The organism is Streptomyces sp. NRRL S-87, from assembly GCF_000719335.1.
Classification (GTDB): domain Bacteria; phylum Actinomycetota; class Actinomycetes; order Streptomycetales; family Streptomycetaceae; genus Streptomyces.
Genome location: NZ_JOGB01000021.1, coordinates 50,774 through 70,427 on the forward strand (window position 1 = coordinate 50,774; position 19,654 = coordinate 70,427).

The window sequence follows — 19,654 nt, forward strand, 5'->3', positions numbered from 1 at the left end:
GAGGGACGCGATGACCGCGTAGCCCACGACGAAGGCGATCACCGTCGCGAAGATGGTCTGGGGCCACGCGACGTGGCCCTCGCCTATCGCGTCCTTCAGCTCGTAGCCGCCCGAGGCCAGCACCGCCGGGACGGCGAGCAGGAAGGAGTAGCGGGCCGCCGCCTCGCGGGTGTAGCCCATCAGCAGGCCGCCGCTGATCGTGGCACCGGACCGGGAGACGCCCGGGACCAGTGCCATCGCCTGGCAGACGCCGAAGACCAGGCCGTCGCGGACGCCCAGCTCGCGCAGCGTCTTGCGCTCCCGGACCGCGCGGTGCCGGCCCCCGACCTCGTCGCGGGCGGCGAGCCGGTCCGCGACGCCCAGCACGATGCCCATGACGACCAGGGTCGTCGCGGTCAGGCGCAGGTCGCGGAACGGACCCTCGATCGCGTCCTTGAGCGTGATGCCGAGGACGCCGATGGGGACGGAGCCGACGATCACCAGCCAGCCCATGCGGGCGTCGTGGTCGGAGCGCATCGACCGGTCGGTGAGGGAGCGGAACCAGGCGGAGACGATCCGTGCGATGTCCTTGCGGAAGTAGATCAGCACGGCGGCCTCCGTGCCGATCTGGGTGATCGCGGTGAAGGCCGCACCCGGGTCGTGCCAGTTCGCGAACGCCGCGGTCAGCCGCAGGTGGGCGCTGGAGGAGATCGGCAGGAACTCCGTGAGCCCTTGGACGAGACCGAGGATGAAGGATTCGAACCAGCTCATGACGGGGTGCGCTCGTCCTTGTGATCGTGGGGCGGGTCGCGTCCGATGCTAGGGCCCGTTCGGGTGATCTCTGACCGCAGGGGGCGCCGTCCGTGACCGTCCACGGCAGCCGGATCGTTCCTTCATCCGGGCGTCGTCAGCTGTTCATCGGGTGGTCATTTCTGCGACCCGGAGTGCAGCCGGTGGCGGTGCCGCCAGGCCACGGCGGTGGCGGCCAGCGCGCTGACGGCGATGAAGCCGGTGGCCGCCAGGAAGACGGGGGAGTCGGGCGAGGCGGCGCGGCTGCCGGCGACGACGTACGCGGCCGTGTTCGGCACGGTGCCCACCGCCGTCGCGACGAGGAACGGGGCCCAGCCCACCCGCGAGACCGCCGCGCAGTAGTTGGCGGCGGCGAACGGCAGGCCCGGGAAGAGGCGGACGGCGAGCATCGACCGGAAGCCGTGGCGGTTCAGCTGCCCGTCCGCGGCGGTCAACCACCGTCCGCGGACCAGCGGCCGCAGCGCGTCCCGGCCCAGCAGCCGGCCCAGTCCGAAGGCCGCCGCGGCGCCCAGGACGGTGCCGGCCACCGCGGAGGCCAGGCCGCCGGCCGTGCCGAAGACCGCGCCCGCGGCCAGGTTCAGCAGCGGCCGGGGCACGAAGGCGGCCGTGCACACGCCGTAGCCCGCGGCGAAGAGCAGCACCGCCCCCGCACCGCCCACCTGCGGCGGCGGCCAGCCCTCGGAGAGGAGGCGCTGGGGTTCGTAGACGACCGTGCCCACCGCTGCCGCCGCCAGCAGGAAGACCAGCAGCCCCAGTCGGCACCACGGTCCGAGCAGCACCCGCGCCCAGCGCGTGGACGGTCCCTCCGGGCCGGGAGCGCCGGTGAGCCCCCCCGGGGCGGTGGCCGTGCGTACGGACGGTGGCGGCCCGGCAGCGGGGGAGGCCGCGGTACGGGCGGGGGCGTCGACCGGCGGCCGGGCGGCGGGGAGGGGCATCCGGGCAGGCTAACCGAAGCCGCCGCGGGGCCGCCGTAACCTGGACCTCATGCCGACCCCCGCCGGACCGGCCCCCGACGCCGCAGCCCCGGCTCCCACGGCCCCCGCCAGCGGGCTCGCCGACACCGTCGTGGCCCGTCTGACGGCGGTCTACCCCACCGCCGCCGATCCGGTACGGGCCGCCTCGGCCGCCGCGTACATGAAGGACGTCGCGCCCTTCCTCGGCATCCCGACGCCGCTGCGCCGCACGCTCTCGCGCGAGGTGCTGCTGGGCACCGCCCGCCCCACAGAAGCGGACTGCGCCGCGATCGCGCTGCGCTGCTGGGGACTGCCCGAGCGGGAGTACCACCACTTCGCCGTCGACTACCTGCGCCGGCACGTGAACCGCTGCTCGTCCGGGTTCCTGCCGGTGGTCCGGCACCTGATCGTCACCATGCCCTGGTGGGACACCGTCGACCTGCTCGCCGCCCATACCGTGGGACCGCTCGTGGCCGCCGACCCGGCCCAGACCGCCGTGATGGACGAGTGGATCGAGGACGACGACCTCTGGCTCGTCCGCACCGCCCTCCTGCACCAGCTGCGCTACAAGGCCGCCACCGACCGCGACCGCCTCTTCGGCTACTGCCTGCGCCGGGCCGACCACCCGGACTTCTTCATCCGCAAGGCGATCGGCTGGAGCCTGCGGGAGTACGCCAAGACCGACCCGGCGGCGGTGACCGCCTTCGTGGACGGCGCGCGCGACCGCCTCTCACCCCTCTCGGTCCGCGAGGCGCTCAAGAACCTCTGAGCCGCGGCCGGGCACACCCGGGCCCGCGGAGCACCCCGGCGTGCGCGGCGTCCGACCCGTGCGCGAGACTGCGGCCGGACGCAGACGCAGACGCAGACGCAGACGCAGACCTGCGGGATGCAAGACGCAAGACGCAAGACGCAAGACGCAAGACGCAAGACGGAAGACGCACGACGCGGGGCGCAGCCGCGCGGCGCGCCCGGCGCGCAGCCGCGCGCCGGCGGCGGACCGGACCGACGGGGGCGGCGATGGGCGACACGGCACTGGTGCTGGGCGGCGGCGGACACACGGGGGTCGGCTGGGAGGCCGGCATCCTGTACGGGCTCGCCGAGGCGGGCGCCGACCTCTCCACGGCCGACCTGGTCGTCGGCACCTCGGCGGGCTCGGTGGTCGGCGCCCAACTCGCCTCGGGCCTGCTGACCCCGGCCGAGCTGTACGAGCGCCAGCTCGTCGACCCGTCGGGGGAGGCCGCGGCGCGGATGGGCCCGGGCCTGCTCGCCCGCGCCGCGGTGGCCCTGCTGCGCTCCCGGACGCCCGAGGCGTACGGCGCGACCCTCGGCGCGATGGCGCGGGCGACGGCCACCGCCGACGTGGCCGAGCGGCTCGCGGTGATCGGCGAGCGGCTGGTCTCCCACGACTGGCCCGAGCGCCGGCTGCTGGTGACGGCCGTGGACGCGGTCACCGGGGAGTTCCGGGCCTTCGACCGGGACAGCGGCGCCGGGCTCGTCACCGCGGTGGGCGCGAGCTGCGCCGTACCGGGCGTCTGGCCGCCCGTCACCGCCCTGGGCCGCCGCTGGATCGACGGCGGCACCCGTTCGGGCACCAACGCGGACCTGGCCGCCGGCTACCGGCGCGTGGTGATCCTCGCCCCGATCGCGGCCGGCGGCGGGGTGCTGACGTCCGCGCGGGCGCACGCGGAGCGGCTGCGGGCCGGGGGCTCGCGGGTGCTGCTGATCACGCCTTCGCGCGAAGCGAAGCGGGCCTTCGGGCTGAACGTCCTCGACCCCGCCCGCCGGGCCCCGGCCGCCCGGGCCGGCTTCGCCCAGGCCGCCGAGCATGCCGAGGCGGCCGCCGCACTGTGGGCGGACCGGCCGTGACGGCCGGGCCCTCCGGAGAGCGGCACGGCTTCGTAGTGGAGTCCCAGGACCCGGTCGACATGCACATGGTGCGCCCCCCGGCGGTCCCGGCCGTCGCCTGACCTGGGGCCGGCCCGGCCAGGGGCCCGTACCGGCGCGCCGGCGGGACCGGCGACAATGGCCGGGTGGACGAACCGGTACCCGTCATGCGGGAAGTGGACAGCGGCACGGCCAAGCTCATGCCCGACGTGGACCGAGAGCGGGCCTGGCTGCTCACCCTCGACGGCGCGCCGCAGTCGTACGTGGACCTCGACGACCCCCTGCACGTCGAGTTCGAGTACGCCCGCCGGCTGGCCCACGTGATCGACTGGGCGGCGCCCGAGGGCACCGCGCTGGACCTCGTGCACCTCGGCGGCGGGGCCCTGACCCTGCCCCGGTACGCGGCGGCCACCCGCCCCGGCTCGCGCCAGGACGTCGTCGAGTACGACCGGGCGCTGATCGAACTGGTGCTGGAACGGCTGCCGTTCACCGGGGCCACCGTGCACGCCCAGGACGCCCGCGTCTGGATCGAGGCGGCCCCCGACAGCAGCGCCGACGTGATCGTGGCGGACGTCTTCGGCGGCTCACGGGTGCCCGCGCAGCTCACGTCCGTGGAGTACGCCCGCCAGGCCGCCCGCGTGCTGCGCCCCACCGGGATCTACGCGGCCAACCTCGCCGACGGGGCGCCCTTCGGCTTCCTGCGCTCGCAACTGGCGAACTTCACCGCCGTCTTCCCGTACGTCGCGCTGATCGCGGAGCCCGCGGTGCTGCGCGGCCGCCGCTTCGGCAACGCCGTCCTGGTGGCGGCCCACACCGAGCGCGACCTCGCGCCCGTGGCCCGGTGGTGCGCGGCCGACGCGTTCCCCGCCCGGGTCGAGCAGGGCGCGGCGGTCACCCGGTTCATCGCGGGCGCCCGGCCGGTGGACGACACGGCGGCAACCCCGTCACCCGAGCCGCCGGACGGGACCTTCGGCATCGGCTGACGCGGCGCCCGGGGCGCCGCCCGCCACCGGCGCCGGCCCGGTGCGCCTCGTCATGCGCCGTACGTCCGGCACCGCCAGCACCGCGGCCGTGACGGTCACCACGAGCGCGGCGCACCCCCACAGCGCCGCGGTCCGGCCGACCAGGGACTCCACCGGCCCCGCCACCGCGGTGGCCAGCGGCAGCATCGACAGCGAGCCGAACCAGTCGTAGGCGGACACCCGGGAGAACTTCTCCTCCGGTATCTCCTGGTGCATCGTCGTCATCCACGAGACGCCGAACACCTCGATCGCCGTACCGCTGAGGAACATCACCGCGCACAGCACCCCTACCGGCGCCAGCACCGCCAGCGCGGCCGAGGGCAACGCGAGCGGGAACACGCACACCGTGGCGACCAGCAGCAGCCGCCGCGGCTTCCAGCGGGTCATCAGCAGCGCCCCGGCGATGGTCCCGGCGCCGAAGGTGCCCAGCGCCAGCCCCCAGGGTCCCGCCCCGCCGAGGCGGTCCCGGGCGACCAGCGGCCCGTACACCGACTCGGCCGCGCCGACCACGGCGACCACGACGGAGAACTGGAGCACGATGCTCCACAGCCACGGCCGGGACACGAACTCCTGCCAGCCCTCGCGTAGATCGGCCAGCATGCCGCCGCCGGCCGTCCGCTCGGGCACGTGGCTGACGTCGAGGAACGCGCGCAGCGCGCCCGCCACCGCGAAGGCCGCCGCGTCGACGGCCAGCACCCAGCCGGGGCCGACCGCGGCGATCATCGCGCCGCCGAGGGCGGCCCCGCCGATGCCCGCGCCGTTCATCGCCATCCGGAAGAGCGCGAAGGCCCGACCGGCCTGCTCCCCGGAGACGCTGGAGAGCAGCATGCCCTCGGCGGCGGGGTTGAAGAAGGCCTGGCCGGTGCCGCCGAGCGCGGAGAGCAGCATCATCTGCCACAGCCGCGGCTCGCCCGCGAGCACGAGCAGCGCGAAGGCGCCCTGCGAGAGGAAGTTGAGGGCGTTGGCCGCGACCATCACGTGGTGCCGGGGCATCCGGTCGGCCAGTGCCCCGCCGATCAGCAGGAAGAGGACCAGTGGGAGGGTGCGGGCGGCGGCCACCAGGCCCACGTCACCGCCCGAGCCCCCGGACTGCAGCACGGCGAAGGCCGCCGCGATCAGGGCGCCGTGGGCGCCCAGGTTCGTCACGACCGCGGCGGCCGTCAGCAGGGTGTAGTTGCGGCCCGCCCAGGACGGGCGGGCCGCGGTGAAGCGACGTGCGGAACTCATCCGGTGGTGAGCCGGACGCTGCTCAGGATCTTCTTGATGACGGTGCCGGACAGCTCGTCCTTGACGTGGTCGGGTCCGTAGAGCACCCAGGTCGAGAAGTCGCCCTTGGCGTTGCGGAAGCTGAAGGCGATGGACTTGCCGTCCGTGGAGCACTTGTGCTCCTTCTTCAGCTTGCTCGCCTTGGCCGTGGCGTAGTGGCCCTTCAGACCCGACTTGGTGGTGAACGGCTTGGCCTTGGCGACCTTGACGGTGCCCTTGGGCGCCTTCTGCGCGTACGCCGCCCACACCCAGCTGCCGGCCTCGTTGTAGGCCGCGGTGGCGGTGTCCTTGGCGCCCTGGGCGCCCTTGGTGCCGGTGCCGGCCAGGGAGTAGTCCTCCGTGTCACCGTCCTTGTCGCTGTCGACCTCGCACCACTTCTCCTTGTAGAAGGCGGGTGCGGAGAAGCTGATGACGGGCAGGCCGTCGTTCTTCTTCTCGTCGGCGAAGCCGGAGTAGGTGTCGGGAGTGGCGACCCGCCACTCCGGGGGCACGTCGAAGGCCGTGCCGTACTTCGGGTTGACGACCACCTTCCAGCCCGGGATGACCGGCTTGACCTCGCCGCCGGCGCGCGGGTTCGCGGAGGGCGAGGCGGGGGAGCTGGTCGACGGCGCGGCGCTCGGCTTGCCGTCCGCCTCGTCCTTCTTGTCCTTGTCCTGGGTGAGGACGTAGGCGCCCATCACGGCGCCGGCCACGACCACCACGGCCGTGGCGATGATCGCCACCATCGTGGTCTTGCGGCGGCCGGCGGGGACGCCGGCGCCCTGGTCGTAGCCCGGCTGCGCGTACTGCCAGCCCTCCACCGTCTGCGGCTGCGGCGCGCCCTGGCCGTACGGGTTCGCCGGGTCGAAGCCGGGCGGCTGGGCGTACGGGTTGGTCGGGTCCGGCTGCTGCTGCGGGTAGCCGTAACCGCCGGCCTGCGCGGGCGGCTGCTGGGGCGGGAAGCCGTATCCGCCGGCCTGGGCGGGCGGTTGGTCCTGCGGGAAGCCGTAGCCGCCGCCTTGGGGCGGGGCGGGGGGCTGGTCCTGCGGGAAGCCGTAGCCGCCGCCCTGGGGCGGGGCCGGCGGCTGCTGCGGGTAGCCGTATCCGCCCGGCTGGGCGGGCTGCTGATAGGGGTTCGGGGGTTGCTCCGATCCGGGCTGGGCGGGCTGCTGGTACGGGTTCGGGTTCCCGTCCTGCGGGTTCTGGGTCCCGCCCTGGTTCTGGTTCCCGTCCTGCGGGTTCTGCTCGCCCCCGGGCGGCTGCTGTCCTGGCCACATGGCTCGTAACCATAGAGGGGCCCGGTGACAGGGGCTACGGCCGCCCCCGGACCAGGTCTGGCCAATGCTGCCTACTCGTGGGTAACATCCACGCCCATGAGCGCAGATCAGATGAACGTAGGCGAACTGCTCGCGGCCACCGTGCCGATGGTCAAGACGCTGAACCTGGAGTTCCTGGAGACCACGCCGGAGCGCGCCGTGCTGCGCCTGCCGGACCAGCCGGACTACCACAACCACATCGCCGGTCCGCACGCGGGCGCGATGTTCACCCTGGCCGAGTCCGCCAGTGGCGCGATCGTCATCGCCGCGTTCGGCGACCAGCTCTCGCGCGCCGTGCCGCTCGCCGTGCGCGCCGAGATCGGCTACAAGAAGGTCGCCAAGGGCGCCGTCACCGCCACGGCCACCCTGGGCCGGCCGGCCGCCGAGGTCGTCGCCGAGCTGGACGCGGGCGGCCGTCCCGAGTTCCCGGTGAAGATCGAGATCCAGCGCGAGGACGAGGCCGTGTCGGGCGAGATGACCGTGATCTGGACGCTGCGGCCCAACTCCTGATCCGGGGGTCGGGGGCGGGGGTGGCCCGCGCAGCGGGCGGGCGTGCCCGTCAGTCGGGTTAATCCCGGCCCCTGCCCGTGCGTTCCCCGGGGCGCCGACCGTGCCGTCCGGCGCCCGGGGAGCACAGTGGCCCGCGCGGGGAGTTCCGGCGCGGGGCTGCCCGCACTTCCGTGCCGTACCGCCGCGTGGTGGCGCGGCGGCAGGCAGCCCGAGGAGTGAACGCCGATGCCCGAGGCCGTGTCCCGCCGTACCGTGATGCGCCTGCTCGGCGCCGCCGGCGTCGTGACGGGGGCCGCCGGCTGCGGGGCGCCCCTCCCGGACGCCGGCCCCGGCACCCGCGCGGCACCCGCCGAGGAGGCCGGCCGCGCAGGCCCTCCCGCCACCCGACCGGCCGGGCCCGGCAGCGAGGCCCGGGTCGCGGCGCTGCTCGAGAAGCTCACCCTCGACGAGAAGATCGGCCTCCTGCACGGCGCCCGCGACCCGGCGCCGCTCGGGCAGGCCGGGTACGTCCCGGGTGTCCCCCGCCTCGGCATCCCGGACCTGCGGCTGGCCGACGGTCCGGCCGGGGTCAGGGTCACCGCGCGGGCCACCGCCCTGCCCGCCCCCGTGCTGCTCGCCTCCGCCTTCGATCCCGGCCTCGCCCGCGAGTACGGCCGGGTGATCGGCCGGGAGGGCCGGGCCCTCGGCCAGGACGTCCTGCTCTCGCCGATGGTCAACCTCATCCGCACCCCGTACGCCGGCCGGAACTTCGAGACCTTCTCCGAGGACCCCAAGCTCACCGCCGACCTGGTCGCCGAGGTGGTCCGCGGCATCCAGGAGGAGGGCCTGGTCGCCACCGTCAAGCACTACGCCCTGAACAACCAGGAGCAGGGCCGCACCACCGTCGACGTCGTCGCTTCCGAGCAGACCCTCCACGAGACCGAGCTGCGCGGTTTTGAGTCCGCGGTCGCCGCCGGCTGCGGCTCCGTCATGGGCGCCTACAACAAGGTCAACGGGACCTGGGCGTGCGAGAACAGACAACTGCTGGAGGAGCAGCTGCGCACCCGCTGGGGCTTCACCGGGTGGGTGGTGTCCGACTGGGACGCCACCCACGGCACGGCCGCCCTCACCGCCGGACTCGACATGGAGATGCCCGGCGGCACGCACTTCGGCGCCGGCCTCAGGAAGGCAGTCGCCGACGGCACCGTCCCGGTGACCGCCCTCGACCGTTCGGTCCGCCGGATCCTGACCACCCTCGACCGGTTCGGGCTGCTCGACGGCAAGCCGCCGGCCCGGCCCGCCCGCGATGCGGCCGCCGGCGCCCGGACGGCCCGCAAGGTCGCGGTCGCCGGCGCCGTCCTGCTGCGCAACGTCCGCGGCACCCTGCCGCTCGCCGGCCCCGCGGCCCGCGGCCTCGCCGTCATCGGGCCGACCGGCGGCGTGCCCTTCGTCAGCGGCGGCGGCAGCGCCCACGTGGTGCCCGACCGGGCCGACGGGCCGCTGACCGCCCTCCGGGCCCGGGCGGCCCGAGCCGCGAAGGACGCGAAGGTCACGTACGCCCTCGGCGAGGACCTGTACGGCAGGCCGCTGCGGGCCGCGGCGCTCAGCCCCGCTCCCGCGCTCGACGACCGGCGCGTGGCGGCCGGCCGCACCTGGACGTACGAGGGCGTCCTCACCCTCCCCGCCGACGACGAATGGACGCTGCTCGTCCACTACACCGGGCGCCGGCCCGCCGTCGCCCTGGACGGGAAGGAGGTATTCTCCGCCCAGCCCGGCGTACCGGAGCACTTCGCCGGAGGCCTGCTCGGCACCGCCCCCGACGGACTCACCGTCCGCCGCCGCACCCTGCGCCTGACCAAGGGCGCCCACCGGCTCAGGCTCACCGCCCAGGGCGGGGCGGCGGGCCAGCGCTTCCGGCTCCGGCACACCAGCGGCGCCACCCGCGCCGCCGACCTCGACGCGGCCGTGCGCACGGCCAGGGCGGCGCACAGCGTCGTGCTCTTCGCGTACGAGGACGCCACCGAGGGCCGCGACCGCACCACCCTCGCCCTGCCCGGCGGCCAGCAGCGCCTGGTCGAGGCCGTCACCGCGGCCAACCCCCGCACCACCGTGGTGCTCAACACCTCGTCCAGCACCACCATGCCGTGGCTCGCCGCCACGGGAGCGGTGCTCCAGATGTACTACCCCGGCCAGGAGGGGGCCGCCGCCACCGCCGCCGTGCTCTTCGGGGACGAGGACCCCGGCGGCCGCCTCACCCAGACCTTCCCCACGGCCGACGGCGTCCACCCGGTCGCCGGCGACCCCGTGCGCTACCCCGGCGTCGGCGGCCGGCAGGAGTACACCGAGGGCATCCACGTCGGCCACCGCTGGTACGACGCCCAGCGCGTGGTCCCGCTGTTCCCGTTCGGGCACGGGCTGTCGTACACGACCTTCCGCTACGAGGACCTGCGGCTGCTGCCCGGGCCGGGCGGGCTGCGCGTGGAGTTCACCGTCCGCAACACCGGGAAGCGGCGCGGCACCGAGGTGGCCCAGGTGTACGTCGGTCCCTCCCCGGACCTGCGTCTCGACCAGGCCCTGCGCGTGCTGGCCGGCTACCACCGGCTCACGCTCGCACCCGGCCGGGCCCGGCGCGTGGCCGTCACCGTCGAACCGCGCACCCTCTCGTCCTGGGACCCCGCCCGGCACGCCTGGGTGCTGGGCACCGGCTCCCGAACCGTGTACGTGGGGCGCTCCTCGCGGGAGCTGCCACTGCGGGCCACGACAGTGGTCCGGGAGGCGCCGGACCGCTGACGGCCGCCGCCGGGGCACCGGGGCTCGAACAGGTAGGCTGCCCGAGGTGCCGCAGGGGCGCGCACCGGGGCCGCGCCCCAGCGAAGCGGAGGACTACCGGTGCACATCCAGGAATGGCTCGAGACCGTACCGGCGGTCAGCATCTACGTCCTGGTCGGACTCGTGATCGGCCTGGAGTCGCTGGGCATCCCGCTGCCCGGCGAGATCATCCTGGTCAGCTCGGCCCTGCTCGCCTCCCAGAACCACCAGATCGACCCGTTCGTGCTCGGCGCCTGCGCCAGCGCCGGGGCGATCATCGGCGACTCGATCGGCTACGCCATCGGCCGCAAGGGCGGCCGACCGCTGCTCGCGCGGCTGGGGCGCCGCTTCCCGAAGCACTTCGGCGAGCAGAACGTGGCCGCCGCCGAGCGGTCGTTCCAGAAGTGGGGCATGTGGGCCGTGTTCTTCGGCCGCTTCGTCGCCCTGCTGCGGATCTTCGCCGGACCCCTGGCGGGCGTCCTGCAGATGCCGTACTGGAAGTTCCTGACCGCCAACGTGCTGGGCGGCATCGTCTGGGCCGGTGGCACCACCGCGGTGATCTACTACGTCGGCGTGGTCGCCGAGGCGTGGCTCAAGCGCTTCTCGTGGCTGGGCCTGGTGCTCGCGGTGCTCATCGGCCTGACGTCGATGCTGGTCATCAAGCAGCGGGCGAAGAAGGCCGCCGCGGAGGCGGAGGCGACGGCCGGCACCGTCGAGCCCGCGGCCGCGCCCGCCGAGTAGCCGTCCCCTGACCCCACGGGCCTGCCGGCCGGTCCTGACCGCCGGTCCGGGCCGCCGGTCCTGACTGCCGCCCCGGCCGACGCCGCCGCGCCCCCATCGCCTACCGTGCAGGTGGGCGCGCAGCGAGAAACCGATGCGGTACGGCAAGGAGAAGGCGATGGCGCAGCAGGCACTGGTCCACGGAGTCGGCGGCAAGGAGCCCCAGGTCCACCCGGAGGCGTTCACCGCCCCCACGTCCGTGGTGATCGGCGACGTCACGCTCGCGGCCGGCGCCAGCGTCTGGTACCACGGCGTGCTGCGCGCCGACTGCGGCCCGATCGTCATCGGCGCCGACAGCAACATCCAGGACAACTGCACCGTGCACGTCGACCCCGGCTTCCCGGTGACCGTGGGCGAGCGGGTCTCCGTCGGCCACAACGCGATCCTGCACGGCTGCACCGTCGAGGACGACGTCCTCATCGGCATGGGCTCCACGGTCCTCAACGGCGCGCACATCGGAGCCGGTTCGCTGGTGGCCGCCCAGGCGCTGGTTCCGCAGGGCATGGTCGTCCCGCCCGGTTCGCTGGTCGCGGGCGTGCCCGCGAAGGTCCGGCGGCAGCTGACGGACGAGGAGCGCGAGGGCATCAAGCTCAACGCGCAGATGTACCAGGAGCTGGTGAAGGGGCACCGCGAGGCGCTCGGCGGCTGACGCCCGCCGCCCACCACCCCGGATGCGCGCCTGCCGGCCGGGTGACGGCACGCCGGTGGGGTGAAGATCACAGGCCGCCGGCCCGGACGCCCGGGCCGGCGGCCATTACCGTGTCCGGGTGCCGAAGAACAGAAACACGTTCTCATCCTGGCGGCAGCGGGCCGCCAACCGCGCCGTCCACGCGGCCTGGCGCTGGATGCAGCAGGCCGGGGCCGTCACCGCGCAGACCCCCGGACGGCTGCGCTTCGGCGCGATCGGGGCGGGTACGCGGCTGGCGTTCCCGCAGGGCACGATCTTCGGCGAGCGGTGGATCCGGATGGGGGACTGCTGCATCATCGGCGAGCAGGTCACGCTGACCGCCGGCATGATGCCGGACCTCGACCTCGGCAGCGAGCCGCTGCTCGTCCTCGGCAACGGCGTGGTCCTCGGCCGCGGCAGCCACGTCATCGCCGACACCCACATCCGGATAGCCGACGACGTCTTCTGCGGCCCCGGCGTCTACATCACGTCCACGAACCACAGCTACGACGACCCGCACGAGCCCGTCGGCAGGCAGTGGCCGCGCAGCGAGCCGGTCGAGATCGGCCCCGGCTGCTGGCTCGGTACCGGCGCGGTGATCCTCCCGGGCGCGCGGCTGGGCCGCAACGTCGTGGTGGCCGCGGGCGCCGTCGTCCGGGGAGAGGTGCCCGACCACGCGGTGGTGGCGGGCGCGCCCGCGAAGGTCGTACGCCGCTGGCAGCCGGAGACGGGCTGGCAGCCCCCGCTGCGCACGCCCGCGCCGGTGCCGATCCCCGACGGCGTCACCCCCGGCCAGCTCCGGGCCCTCGCCGACGCGGAACGCGCGGGGCTGCTGGACGCGCTGGAGAGCTGACGGTCCCCGGGCCGTCCGACCCGTCGGGCCGGGTACCCCTCGGGCCCGGTACCCGTCGGGCCGGGTACCCGTCGGGCCGGGTACCCGTCAGGCCCGGCACGGTAGGGCGGCAGGACGCGGCCCGACCGGCGGGAAGCGGGCGGCTCCCGCCCCCGCTAGCCGGCGGCCAGGAGCACCGTGCCGGCGAGCGCGAGGCCCGCGCCCGCCGCCTGCACCGCCCTGAGCCGTTCCTTGAGGACCCCGCGCGCGGCCAGCGCCGTCACCACGGGGTAGAGCGAGGCCAGCACCGCGGCCACGGTCACCGGGCCGCGCTGGGCGGCCAGGGCGTAGGTGCCGTTCGCCGCGACGTCGGCCAGGCCCACGAAGGCGAGGGCGGGCAGCGCCGCCCGGAGCACGGACGGGCCGGATCCGGCGGGCAGCACGGGCCGGCCGCGGCGGGCGGACAGCCACAGGGCCGTGCCGCCGGCCGCGACGTTGGTCACCCGCTGCACGAACAGCGCGAGGAACAGCCCCGTCACGGTCGTCGACGCGTGCGAGATCAGTGCCATCACCGCGCCGAAGCCGAAGGCCGCCAGCAGGGTCAGGAGCACGGCCCTGCGCTGGACCGGTGCGCCGCGCAGCTCCGGGCCGCCGGCGAGCACGATGCCGACCACGGCGACCGCGATGCCCGCGATCTGACCGACCCCGGGTCGCTCGCCGACGGTGAGGCCGATGCCCACCGGCACCACCACGCCCAGCGATCCCAGGGGGGAGACCACGCCCATCGGCCCCAGTGCCAGGGCCTGGTAGAAGGCGATCATGGCGACCGGGCCGACCAGGCCGGCGGCCGCCGCGAACCACAGCTGCGGCCCGACCTCCCGCCACGCCCCCGTCGCGACGACCACCGTGCCGAGCACCGCGACCGCGATGACCTGGGAGGCGACGACCACGGTGAGCGACGGCAGCCGCCGGGTGAGCAGCCCGCCCCCGAAGTCGGCGAAGCCCCAGAGCACGGCTGTGGCCAGGGCGAGCAGGGTGGTCATGGCGGGCCTCGCAGTACAGTGCAGTGAACACGGTGGTGCAGTGCACGGTAGTGCACTGCATTGGACTGTGTCATCCACAATATTGGACCGTGCGGGCCCCTGGTCATGCGCGGCTACGGGGAGGACGGGCGGATCGGTGTCGGACCTCGAACAGCTCACGCAGGCGCTGGCCCGCAACCTCAAGCGGTGGCGCACCGAGCGCAACTTCACCCTGGACGCCCTCGCGGCCCGGTCCGGAGTGAGCCGGGGCATGATCATCCAGATCGAGCAGGCCCGTACGAACCCCAGCGTCGGCACCACCGTCAAGCTCGCCGACGCCCTGGGCGTCAGCATCACCACGCTCCTCGACCACGACCGCGGACCCCAGGTCCAGGTGGTGCTGCCCGGTCAGGGGGTGCGCATGTGGTCCACCGAGGGCGGCAGCGCCTCCACCATGCTCGTCGGCGACGACCGGCGCGGCCCGCTGGAGATGTGGTCCTACGAGCTCGCCCCCGGCGAGGGCACGGACTCCGACCCGCACCTGGCCGGCACCGTCGAGATGATCCACGTGACCGGGGGCGAGCTGACCCTGGTCGTGGGCGACCGGGAGTACGCCCTGCCCGCCGGGTCCGCCGCGACCTTCGAGGCGGGCCTCGGCCACGGCTACCACAACCGCGGCGCGGAGCCGGTGCGGATGACCCTCGCGGTCTCCATCCCGCCCGTCAGCCGCTACCGGCCGGCGGACGCCCCGGCCGACTGACCTGCGGGCGGGCCGTCGGCTCAGCCGAGGACCGGGATCTCGATGGCGGGGCAGCGGTCCATGACCATCTCCAACCCGGCGTCCCGGGTGCGCCGGTACGCCGCCTCGTCGATCACGTCCAACTGGAACCAGACCGCATCGGCCCCGATCCTGACCGCCTGGTCGGCCACGTCCCCGGCCAGGCCGCTGTTGACGAACACGTCGACCACGTCGACCTTGAACGGGATCGCCTCCAGCGACGGGTAGCCCTGCTCGCCGTGCACGGTCTCCGCCTTCGGGTGCACCGGCACGATGCGCTTGCCGTACCGCTGCAGCACGCGGGCGACGCCGTACGCGGCCCGGTCCCGGTTGGAGGACAGGCCCACCACGGCCCAGGTGTCGCCGAGCTCGGTGAGGATCTTGCGGATGGTGGCCGGATCGCCGTACACGTGCGGTCTCCCGTCGTCCGTCGCCGTCTGGCCCGGGTCCGTCCGGTGGGCGTCCGCGGGGGCGGCGTCTCGCTGCTGTCGTCCACCCAACCCCGCCGGCCGCCCGACGCATTCCCCCGGCCGATTAGGGTGGGTGGGTGAAGGCAGACCAGTACGTGACGGTGGCCCGCGAGGGCGTGCACGAGATCGAGATCAACCGCTCCCGCTTCATCTGCGCGCTGGCGCCGGCCGCGACCGAGGAGGAGGCGCAGGAGTTCGTCGCGCGGATCCGCCGCGAGCACCCCACCGCCACGCACAACTGCTTCGCGTACGTCATCGGCGCCGACGCGGCCGTCCAGAAGGCCAGCGACGACGGCGAGCCGGGCGGCACGGCCGGGGTGCCGATGCTCCAGATGCTGATGCGCCGCGAGGTGCGGTACGCGGTCGCCGTCGTGACCCGCTACTACGGCGGGGTCAAACTCGGGGCGGGCGGCCTGATCCGCGCGTACGGGGGAGCCGTCGGCGAGGCCCTGGACGCGCTGGGCACCCGTACGCGGCGGCGCTACCGGCTGGCCACCGTGACCGTCGACCACCAGCGGGCCGGCAGGACCCAGAACGACCTGCGCGCCACCGGCCGGGCCGTGCTCGACGTGCGCTACGGGGACGCCGTCGACATCGAGATCGGCCTGCCGGAGGCGGAGATCGAGGCCTTCCGCGCCTGGCTCGCGGACACCACCGCCGGATCCGCCGGCTTCGAGCTCGGCGGCGAGGCGTACGGCGACGCCTGAGGCGAGGTGCGCCCGGTGCGGTGGCACCCGCTCGCGGGGCGGCCGGGCCGACGCCGCGGTGGACGCACGGGCCGATGACCAGGAGCGGCTGGACGCGCACGCGCCGAAGGCGCCGAGGGTCTGCCTCGGCGCCTTCTCCAGACCGACTCCGGTGCCCGGCCGTCCCCGGCCGGCCGCCTAGCGGACCGAGAACAGCCGGTCGGCGTGGCGCAGTGCGTGCCGGGCCACGGCCGCGCCGAGCCGGACGCCCGCCTCGTCGGCGGAGCGCGAGTGGATGCCCGACCAGACCCGGGCGTCGACGTTCTCGCGGGTCAGCTGGTGCCAGGCGGTGTACGTCCGGGTCACCCCGGGCGCCGTCGGGCTGGTGAGCCGGAACGGTGCGGTCCGGGCCCCGGTCAGCGCGGTCAGGATGGTCTCGGCCGCCCCGGCGTACGTCGCGTGACCGCTCGGGTAGTCCGGGTGGGCCGGGGTCTCGTGCAGCGGCGTCCACGACGGGTCGGTGCCGATCGACCCGGTCCGCAGTGCCGTCACCGGGCGCCAGCGGAGGTAGGTGTACTTGCTGTCGGAGGTCGCGATCTGCGTGTCCACCAGCGCGGCGTGGAAGAGGGCGACCAGCGCGGCGCGCTCCGCGGCCGGGGCCGACGAGCGGGTCACGGCCACCCGCAGCGGGCCGGTGAAGAGCGGCAGCGAGCCGCCGTACCAGAACGTGGCGATCCCGGTCTGACGGGCCGTGCGCACCGTGCTCTCCTTGGCCCCGTAGGCACGTACCTCCGCGAGGTCGGCGCGGTAGCGGCGGGAGCCCAGCGCGGGCGGCGGCCCGAGCCGGTACTCGGAGGGCGAGTCGAGCAGGAAGGGCTTCGCGAGCCGGTTCCCGTACTGCTGGGCCGGGGCGTAGCCGGCCGGGGTGGGCTGCCACACACCGGGGGCCGCGGGCGGCACCGGGAACGACGCGTTCACGGAGGCCGGGTCGAGACCGTCGCCCTGGCGGGCGGCCAGCGCCCGTCGGGCCTGGCGGGCGCCGGCCGCGACCCCGGCCCGTTCGGCCCGGCCGTCGGGGACCCCCTTCAGGGTCGCGGCCAGGGCCGAGTCGAGCCGGGAGGCCTGCGAGGGGGCCAGCGCGCGCAGCGCGTCGTGCACGGCGGAGGCGACGGCCGCGTCCTGGAACGCGGCGCGGCCGCGTCCGGCCGGGGCCTCGCCCGCGGCGCGCGCGGCGGCGATCCAGCTGATGGCCCAGGTACGGCTGTTGGTGATCTGGGTCGGTGCACCGGCGGCGGCCACCGTCTCCGCCGTCACGTCGTACCAGCGGGTGACGACGGCGGCGCGGTCGTGGGACGTTCCGGGCGCGGGGGTGCCGGCCTGTGCGGGCACGGCCGTGGCGGCCAGCAGCAGGGCGGAACCGAGGCTGAGGAGCGCGGGGCGCTTGATCGACATGCCGTGCAGCCAAGCAAGGCCGGGGGCGGGTGGGCAAGGGAGGCGATCCGGTCATCACGCACTTGACATGAGTGCGTCATTCAGCCGTCACGCTCCGCGCGTCCCGGAACAGGGGCCCCGCCGCCGGCGGCTCGAAGTGCCGTGCCACGTCCTCGGCCACGACCCCCGCCAGGGTCGGGGGAGCCCACCGCGGCGTGCGGTCCTTGTCGACCACCTGCGCACGGACGCCCTCGGCCAGGTCCGGATGGCACAGGGCCGCCAGGGACACGGCCCACTCCTGCTCCAGGACCTCCTCCAGGGAGTCCAGCCGCCGGGCCCGCCGCAGCGCCTCCAGCGTGACCTTCAGGGAGTGCGGGGAATGGGCCAGCAGCACGGTCGCGGCCTCCTTCGCGGCCGGCTCCCCGCTGGCGGAGAGCCGCTCCACGACCTCCTCGACGGTGTCGGCCGCGTAGCAGTGGTCGATCCACCCGCGCTCCGCCGCCAGCGGGGCCGGCGGCGCCGGCTCGGCGAAGGCCCGTACCGCGTCCGCGCCGTCGCGCTCCACCGCCGCGAGCAGCTCCGGCAGGCGCGCGGAGGGCACGTACACGTCGGCGAAGCCGCACAGCAGCGCGTCGCCGGCGGTCATCGCGGCCGCCGTCAGGGCCAGGTGCGTGCCCAGCTCGCCCGGCGCCCGGCCCAGCAGGTACGTGCCGCCGACGTCCGGTACGAACCCGATGCCCACCTCCGGCATGGCCACCCGCGACCGCTCCGTGACGATCCGCACGTCGCCGTGGGCCGAGAGTCCGACCCCGCCGCCCATCACGATGCCGTCCATCAGTGCCACCCACGGCTTGCCGAAGCGGGCGATCCGGGCGTTGAGGTGGTACTCGTCCCGCCAGAACCCCCGTGCCCATCCGCCGTCGCCCAGCGCCGAGGTGCGGATCGCCCTGATGTCCCCGCCCGCGCACAGCCCGCGCCCGCCCGCCCCGTCCAGGACGACCGCCCGGATCGCGGGGTCGGACTCCCAGTCGTCGAGCGCGCGGGCGATCTCCCGGACCATCTCGTGGGTCAGGGCGTTGAGCGCCTCGGGGCGGTCGAGAGTGATTCGCCCCACTTTGCCGAGCTTCCGCAGCAGTACAGACATGCGGCCGAGGATACGAGGGACGGTCAAGGGGCGGCGGTCCGTTAGCGTGGTGTGCACAGCACGGCGGGACGAAAGCGGCAGCAGGCGGAGGCGGACGTGGGGCGGCGGAAGCCGGGGGCGGGCCAGTGAGACTTCTGCACACCTCCGACTGGCACCTGGGACGCGCCTTCCACCGCGTCAACCTGCTCGACGCGCAGGCCGCCTTCCTCGACCACCTCGTCGAGACCGTCCGCGCGCACCGGGTGGACGCCGTCCTGGTCGCCGGCGACGTGTACGACCGCGCCGTGCCCCAGCTCGCGGCCGTCGAGCTCTACGACCGGGCCCTGCACGAACTGGCCGCCCTCGGCGTGCCCACCGTCATGATCTCCGGCAACCACGACTCCGCCCGCCGTCTGGGCGTCGGCGCCGGCCTGCTCGACCGGGCCGGCATCCACCTGCGCACCGACCCCGCCGGGTGCGCCGAGCCCGTCGTGCTCTCCGACGCCCACGGCGACGTCGCCTTCTACGGCGTGCCCTACCTGGAACCCGCCCTGGTCAAGGACGAGTTCGCCGCCGAGCGGGCGAGCCACGAGGCGGTGCTCGGCGCCGCACTGGACCGCATCCGGGCCGACCTCGCCGGTCGCCCGGCCGGCACCCGCTCCGTCGTCCTCGCGCACGCCTTCGTCACCGGCGGCACGGCCAGCGACAGCGAGCGGGACATCACGGTCGGGGGCGTGGCGGCCGTGCCCGCCGAGCTCTTCGCCGGCATCGACTACGCCGCACTCGGCCACCTGCACGGCTGCCAGCGCATCACGGAGCGGGTCCGCTACTCCGGCTCACCGCTCGCGTACTCCTTCTCCGAGGCCGACCACCGCAAGTCCGTGTGGCTGGTCGACCTGGGCCCCGGCGGCGAGCTGACCGCCGAACGGCTCGGGACACCCGTCCCGCGCCCGCTCGCCCGGATCCGCGGCCGCCTCGACGACCTCCTCGCCGACCCGGCCCTGACCCCGCACGAGGACGCCTGGGTGGAAGCCACCCTGACCGACCCCGCGCGGCCCGCCGAGCCCATGGCCCGGATCGCCGCCCGCTTCCCCGGCACCCTCAGCCTCGTCTTCGACCCCGAGGGCGGCGGCCCGGACAGCGGCGCCTCCTACGCCCAGCGGCTCAAGGGCCGCACCGACCAGCAGATCGCCGAGGACTTCGTCGCCCACGTGCGCGGCGGCAGCGCCCCCGACGAGGCCGAACGCACCGTCCTGGCCGGGGCCTTCGACGAGGTCCGCGCCGACGAGGCACTGCGGGAGGGCGCCCGATGACGGCGTTCCCGCCCGGCCCGACCCGGCTCCTCGCGCACCGGAACCC

Annotated in this window: 18 protein-coding genes and 1 pseudogene; 11 read left to right on the plus strand and 8 right to left on the minus strand. The window is 75.2% G+C overall.

Translation table 11 applies throughout. From position 1 onward, the window contains the following. Positions 1-6: 6 nt before the first annotated feature. Positions 7-750, minus strand: a pseudogene (uppP, locus tag IF43_RS39495) (undecaprenyl-diphosphatase UppP); the annotation flags it as partial. Positions 751-905: 155 nt separating this feature from the next. Further along, positions 906-1,724 carry a TVP38/TMEM64 family protein gene (locus IF43_RS0115490; RefSeq protein ID WP_078910191.1) on the minus strand — a complete coding sequence of 273 codons (819 nt, stop codon included), beginning with the start codon at positions 1,722-1,724 and terminating at the stop codon, positions 906-908. Between the two features lie 49 nt (positions 1,725-1,773). On the opposite strand from IF43_RS0115490, the gene IF43_RS0115495 reads away from it, so the two are divergent. The 3 genes from IF43_RS0115495 (at position 1,774) to IF43_RS0115510 (ending at position 4,609) form a co-directional block, all read left to right on the plus strand. Beyond that, the gene (locus IF43_RS0115495) at positions 1,774-2,511 is read left to right on the plus strand and encodes a DNA alkylation repair protein (protein WP_030200092.1); all 738 of its coding nucleotides are present in this window, start codon (positions 1,774-1,776) and stop codon (positions 2,509-2,511) included. A gap of 248 nt (positions 2,512-2,759) precedes the next feature. Beyond that, positions 2,760-3,608, plus strand: a complete 849-nt coding sequence (locus IF43_RS0115500) for a patatin-like phospholipase family protein (RefSeq protein ID WP_030200093.1) — start codon at positions 2,760-2,762, stop codon at positions 3,606-3,608. Positions 3,609-3,772: 164 nt separating this feature from the next. Next, entirely contained in the window at positions 3,773-4,609 is an 837-nt protein-coding gene (locus IF43_RS0115510; protein WP_030200095.1) for a spermidine synthase, read from the plus strand. Here IF43_RS0115510 and IF43_RS0115515 read toward each other — a convergent pair. Beyond that, positions 4,571-5,875, minus strand: coding sequence for an MFS transporter (locus IF43_RS0115515; protein ID WP_030200097.1), 1,305 nt, complete (start codon positions 5,873-5,875; stop codon positions 4,571-4,573). The two genes, IF43_RS0115510 and IF43_RS0115515, sit on opposite strands and share 39 nt — an antisense overlap. Next, on the minus strand, positions 5,872-7,170 hold the full coding sequence (locus IF43_RS0115520; protein ID WP_030200099.1) for a hypothetical protein: 1,299 nt from the start codon (positions 7,168-7,170) through the stop codon (positions 5,872-5,874). Before IF43_RS0115520 ends, IF43_RS0115515 begins: the two co-directional genes overlap by 4 nt. A 111-nt stretch (positions 7,171-7,281) precedes the next feature. Here IF43_RS0115520 and IF43_RS0115525 point away from each other — a divergent pair, with 111 nt between their 5' ends. From IF43_RS0115525 to IF43_RS0115545, 5 genes are all read left to right on the plus strand, one after another. Next, complete coding sequence (locus IF43_RS0115525) at positions 7,282-7,719, plus strand: DUF4442 domain-containing protein (RefSeq protein ID WP_030200108.1); 438 nt, start codon at positions 7,282-7,284, stop codon at positions 7,717-7,719. Between the two features lie 225 nt (positions 7,720-7,944). After that, the gene (locus tag IF43_RS43485) at positions 7,945-10,488 is read left to right on the plus strand and encodes a glycoside hydrolase family 3 N-terminal domain-containing protein (RefSeq protein WP_030200110.1); all 2,544 of its coding nucleotides are present in this window, start codon (positions 7,945-7,947) and stop codon (positions 10,486-10,488) included. 99 nt (positions 10,489-10,587) lie between these two features. Continuing rightward, on the plus strand, positions 10,588-11,247 hold the full coding sequence (locus IF43_RS0115535) for a DedA family protein (protein ID WP_030200112.1): 660 nt from the start codon (positions 10,588-10,590) through the stop codon (positions 11,245-11,247). Positions 11,248-11,404: 157 nt separating this feature from the next. Then, entirely contained in the window at positions 11,405-11,935 is a 531-nt protein-coding gene (locus tag IF43_RS0115540; protein WP_030200114.1) for a gamma carbonic anhydrase family protein, read from the plus strand. 118 nt (positions 11,936-12,053) lie between these two features. Further along, entirely contained in the window at positions 12,054-12,806 is a 753-nt protein-coding gene (locus IF43_RS0115545; RefSeq protein WP_030200116.1) for a DapH/DapD/GlmU-related protein, read from the plus strand. Between the two features lie 155 nt (positions 12,807-12,961). On the opposite strand, the gene IF43_RS0115550 is transcribed toward IF43_RS0115545, so the two are convergent. Continuing rightward, complete coding sequence (locus IF43_RS0115550) at positions 12,962-13,828, minus strand: DMT family transporter (RefSeq protein ID WP_030200118.1); 867 nt, start codon at positions 13,826-13,828, stop codon at positions 12,962-12,964. A 136-nt stretch (positions 13,829-13,964) separates the two neighbouring features. Between IF43_RS0115550 and IF43_RS0115555 the strand changes: the two genes are divergently transcribed. After that, on the plus strand, positions 13,965-14,567 hold the full coding sequence (locus tag IF43_RS0115555) for an XRE family transcriptional regulator (RefSeq protein WP_030200120.1): 603 nt from the start codon (positions 13,965-13,967) through the stop codon (positions 14,565-14,567). A 20-nt stretch (positions 14,568-14,587) separates the two neighbouring features. Here IF43_RS0115555 and IF43_RS0115560 read toward each other — a convergent pair whose 3' ends face one another. Next, entirely contained in the window at positions 14,588-14,995 is a 408-nt protein-coding gene (locus tag IF43_RS0115560; protein ID WP_030200122.1) for a CoA-binding protein, read from the minus strand. A gap of 137 nt (positions 14,996-15,132) precedes the next feature. Between IF43_RS0115560 and IF43_RS0115565 the strand changes: the two genes are divergently transcribed. Then, positions 15,133-15,762, plus strand: a complete 630-nt coding sequence (locus IF43_RS0115565) for a YigZ family protein (protein ID WP_030200123.1) — start codon at positions 15,133-15,135, stop codon at positions 15,760-15,762. 177 nt (positions 15,763-15,939) lie between these two features. Here the strand turns inward: IF43_RS0115565 and IF43_RS0115570 are convergent, their stop codons facing one another. Together IF43_RS0115570 and IF43_RS0115575 are read right to left on the minus strand one after the other, a co-directional pair. Next, positions 15,940-17,193 (minus strand): vanadium-dependent haloperoxidase, encoded by a 1,254-nt coding sequence (locus tag IF43_RS0115570; protein ID WP_030200126.1) that lies wholly within the window; start codon positions 17,191-17,193, stop codon positions 15,940-15,942. A gap of 76 nt (positions 17,194-17,269) precedes the next feature. After that, positions 17,270-18,316, minus strand: a complete 1,047-nt coding sequence (locus IF43_RS0115575) for an enoyl-CoA hydratase/isomerase family protein (protein ID WP_030200130.1) — start codon at positions 18,314-18,316, stop codon at positions 17,270-17,272. 125 nt (positions 18,317-18,441) lie between these two features. Between IF43_RS0115575 and IF43_RS0115580 the strand changes: the two genes are divergently transcribed. Further along, a complete protein-coding gene (locus IF43_RS0115580; protein ID WP_030200132.1) occupies positions 18,442-19,608 on the plus strand; it encodes an exonuclease SbcCD subunit D in 1,167 nt (388 codons plus the stop codon). Positions 19,609-19,654: the final 46 nt, after the last annotated feature.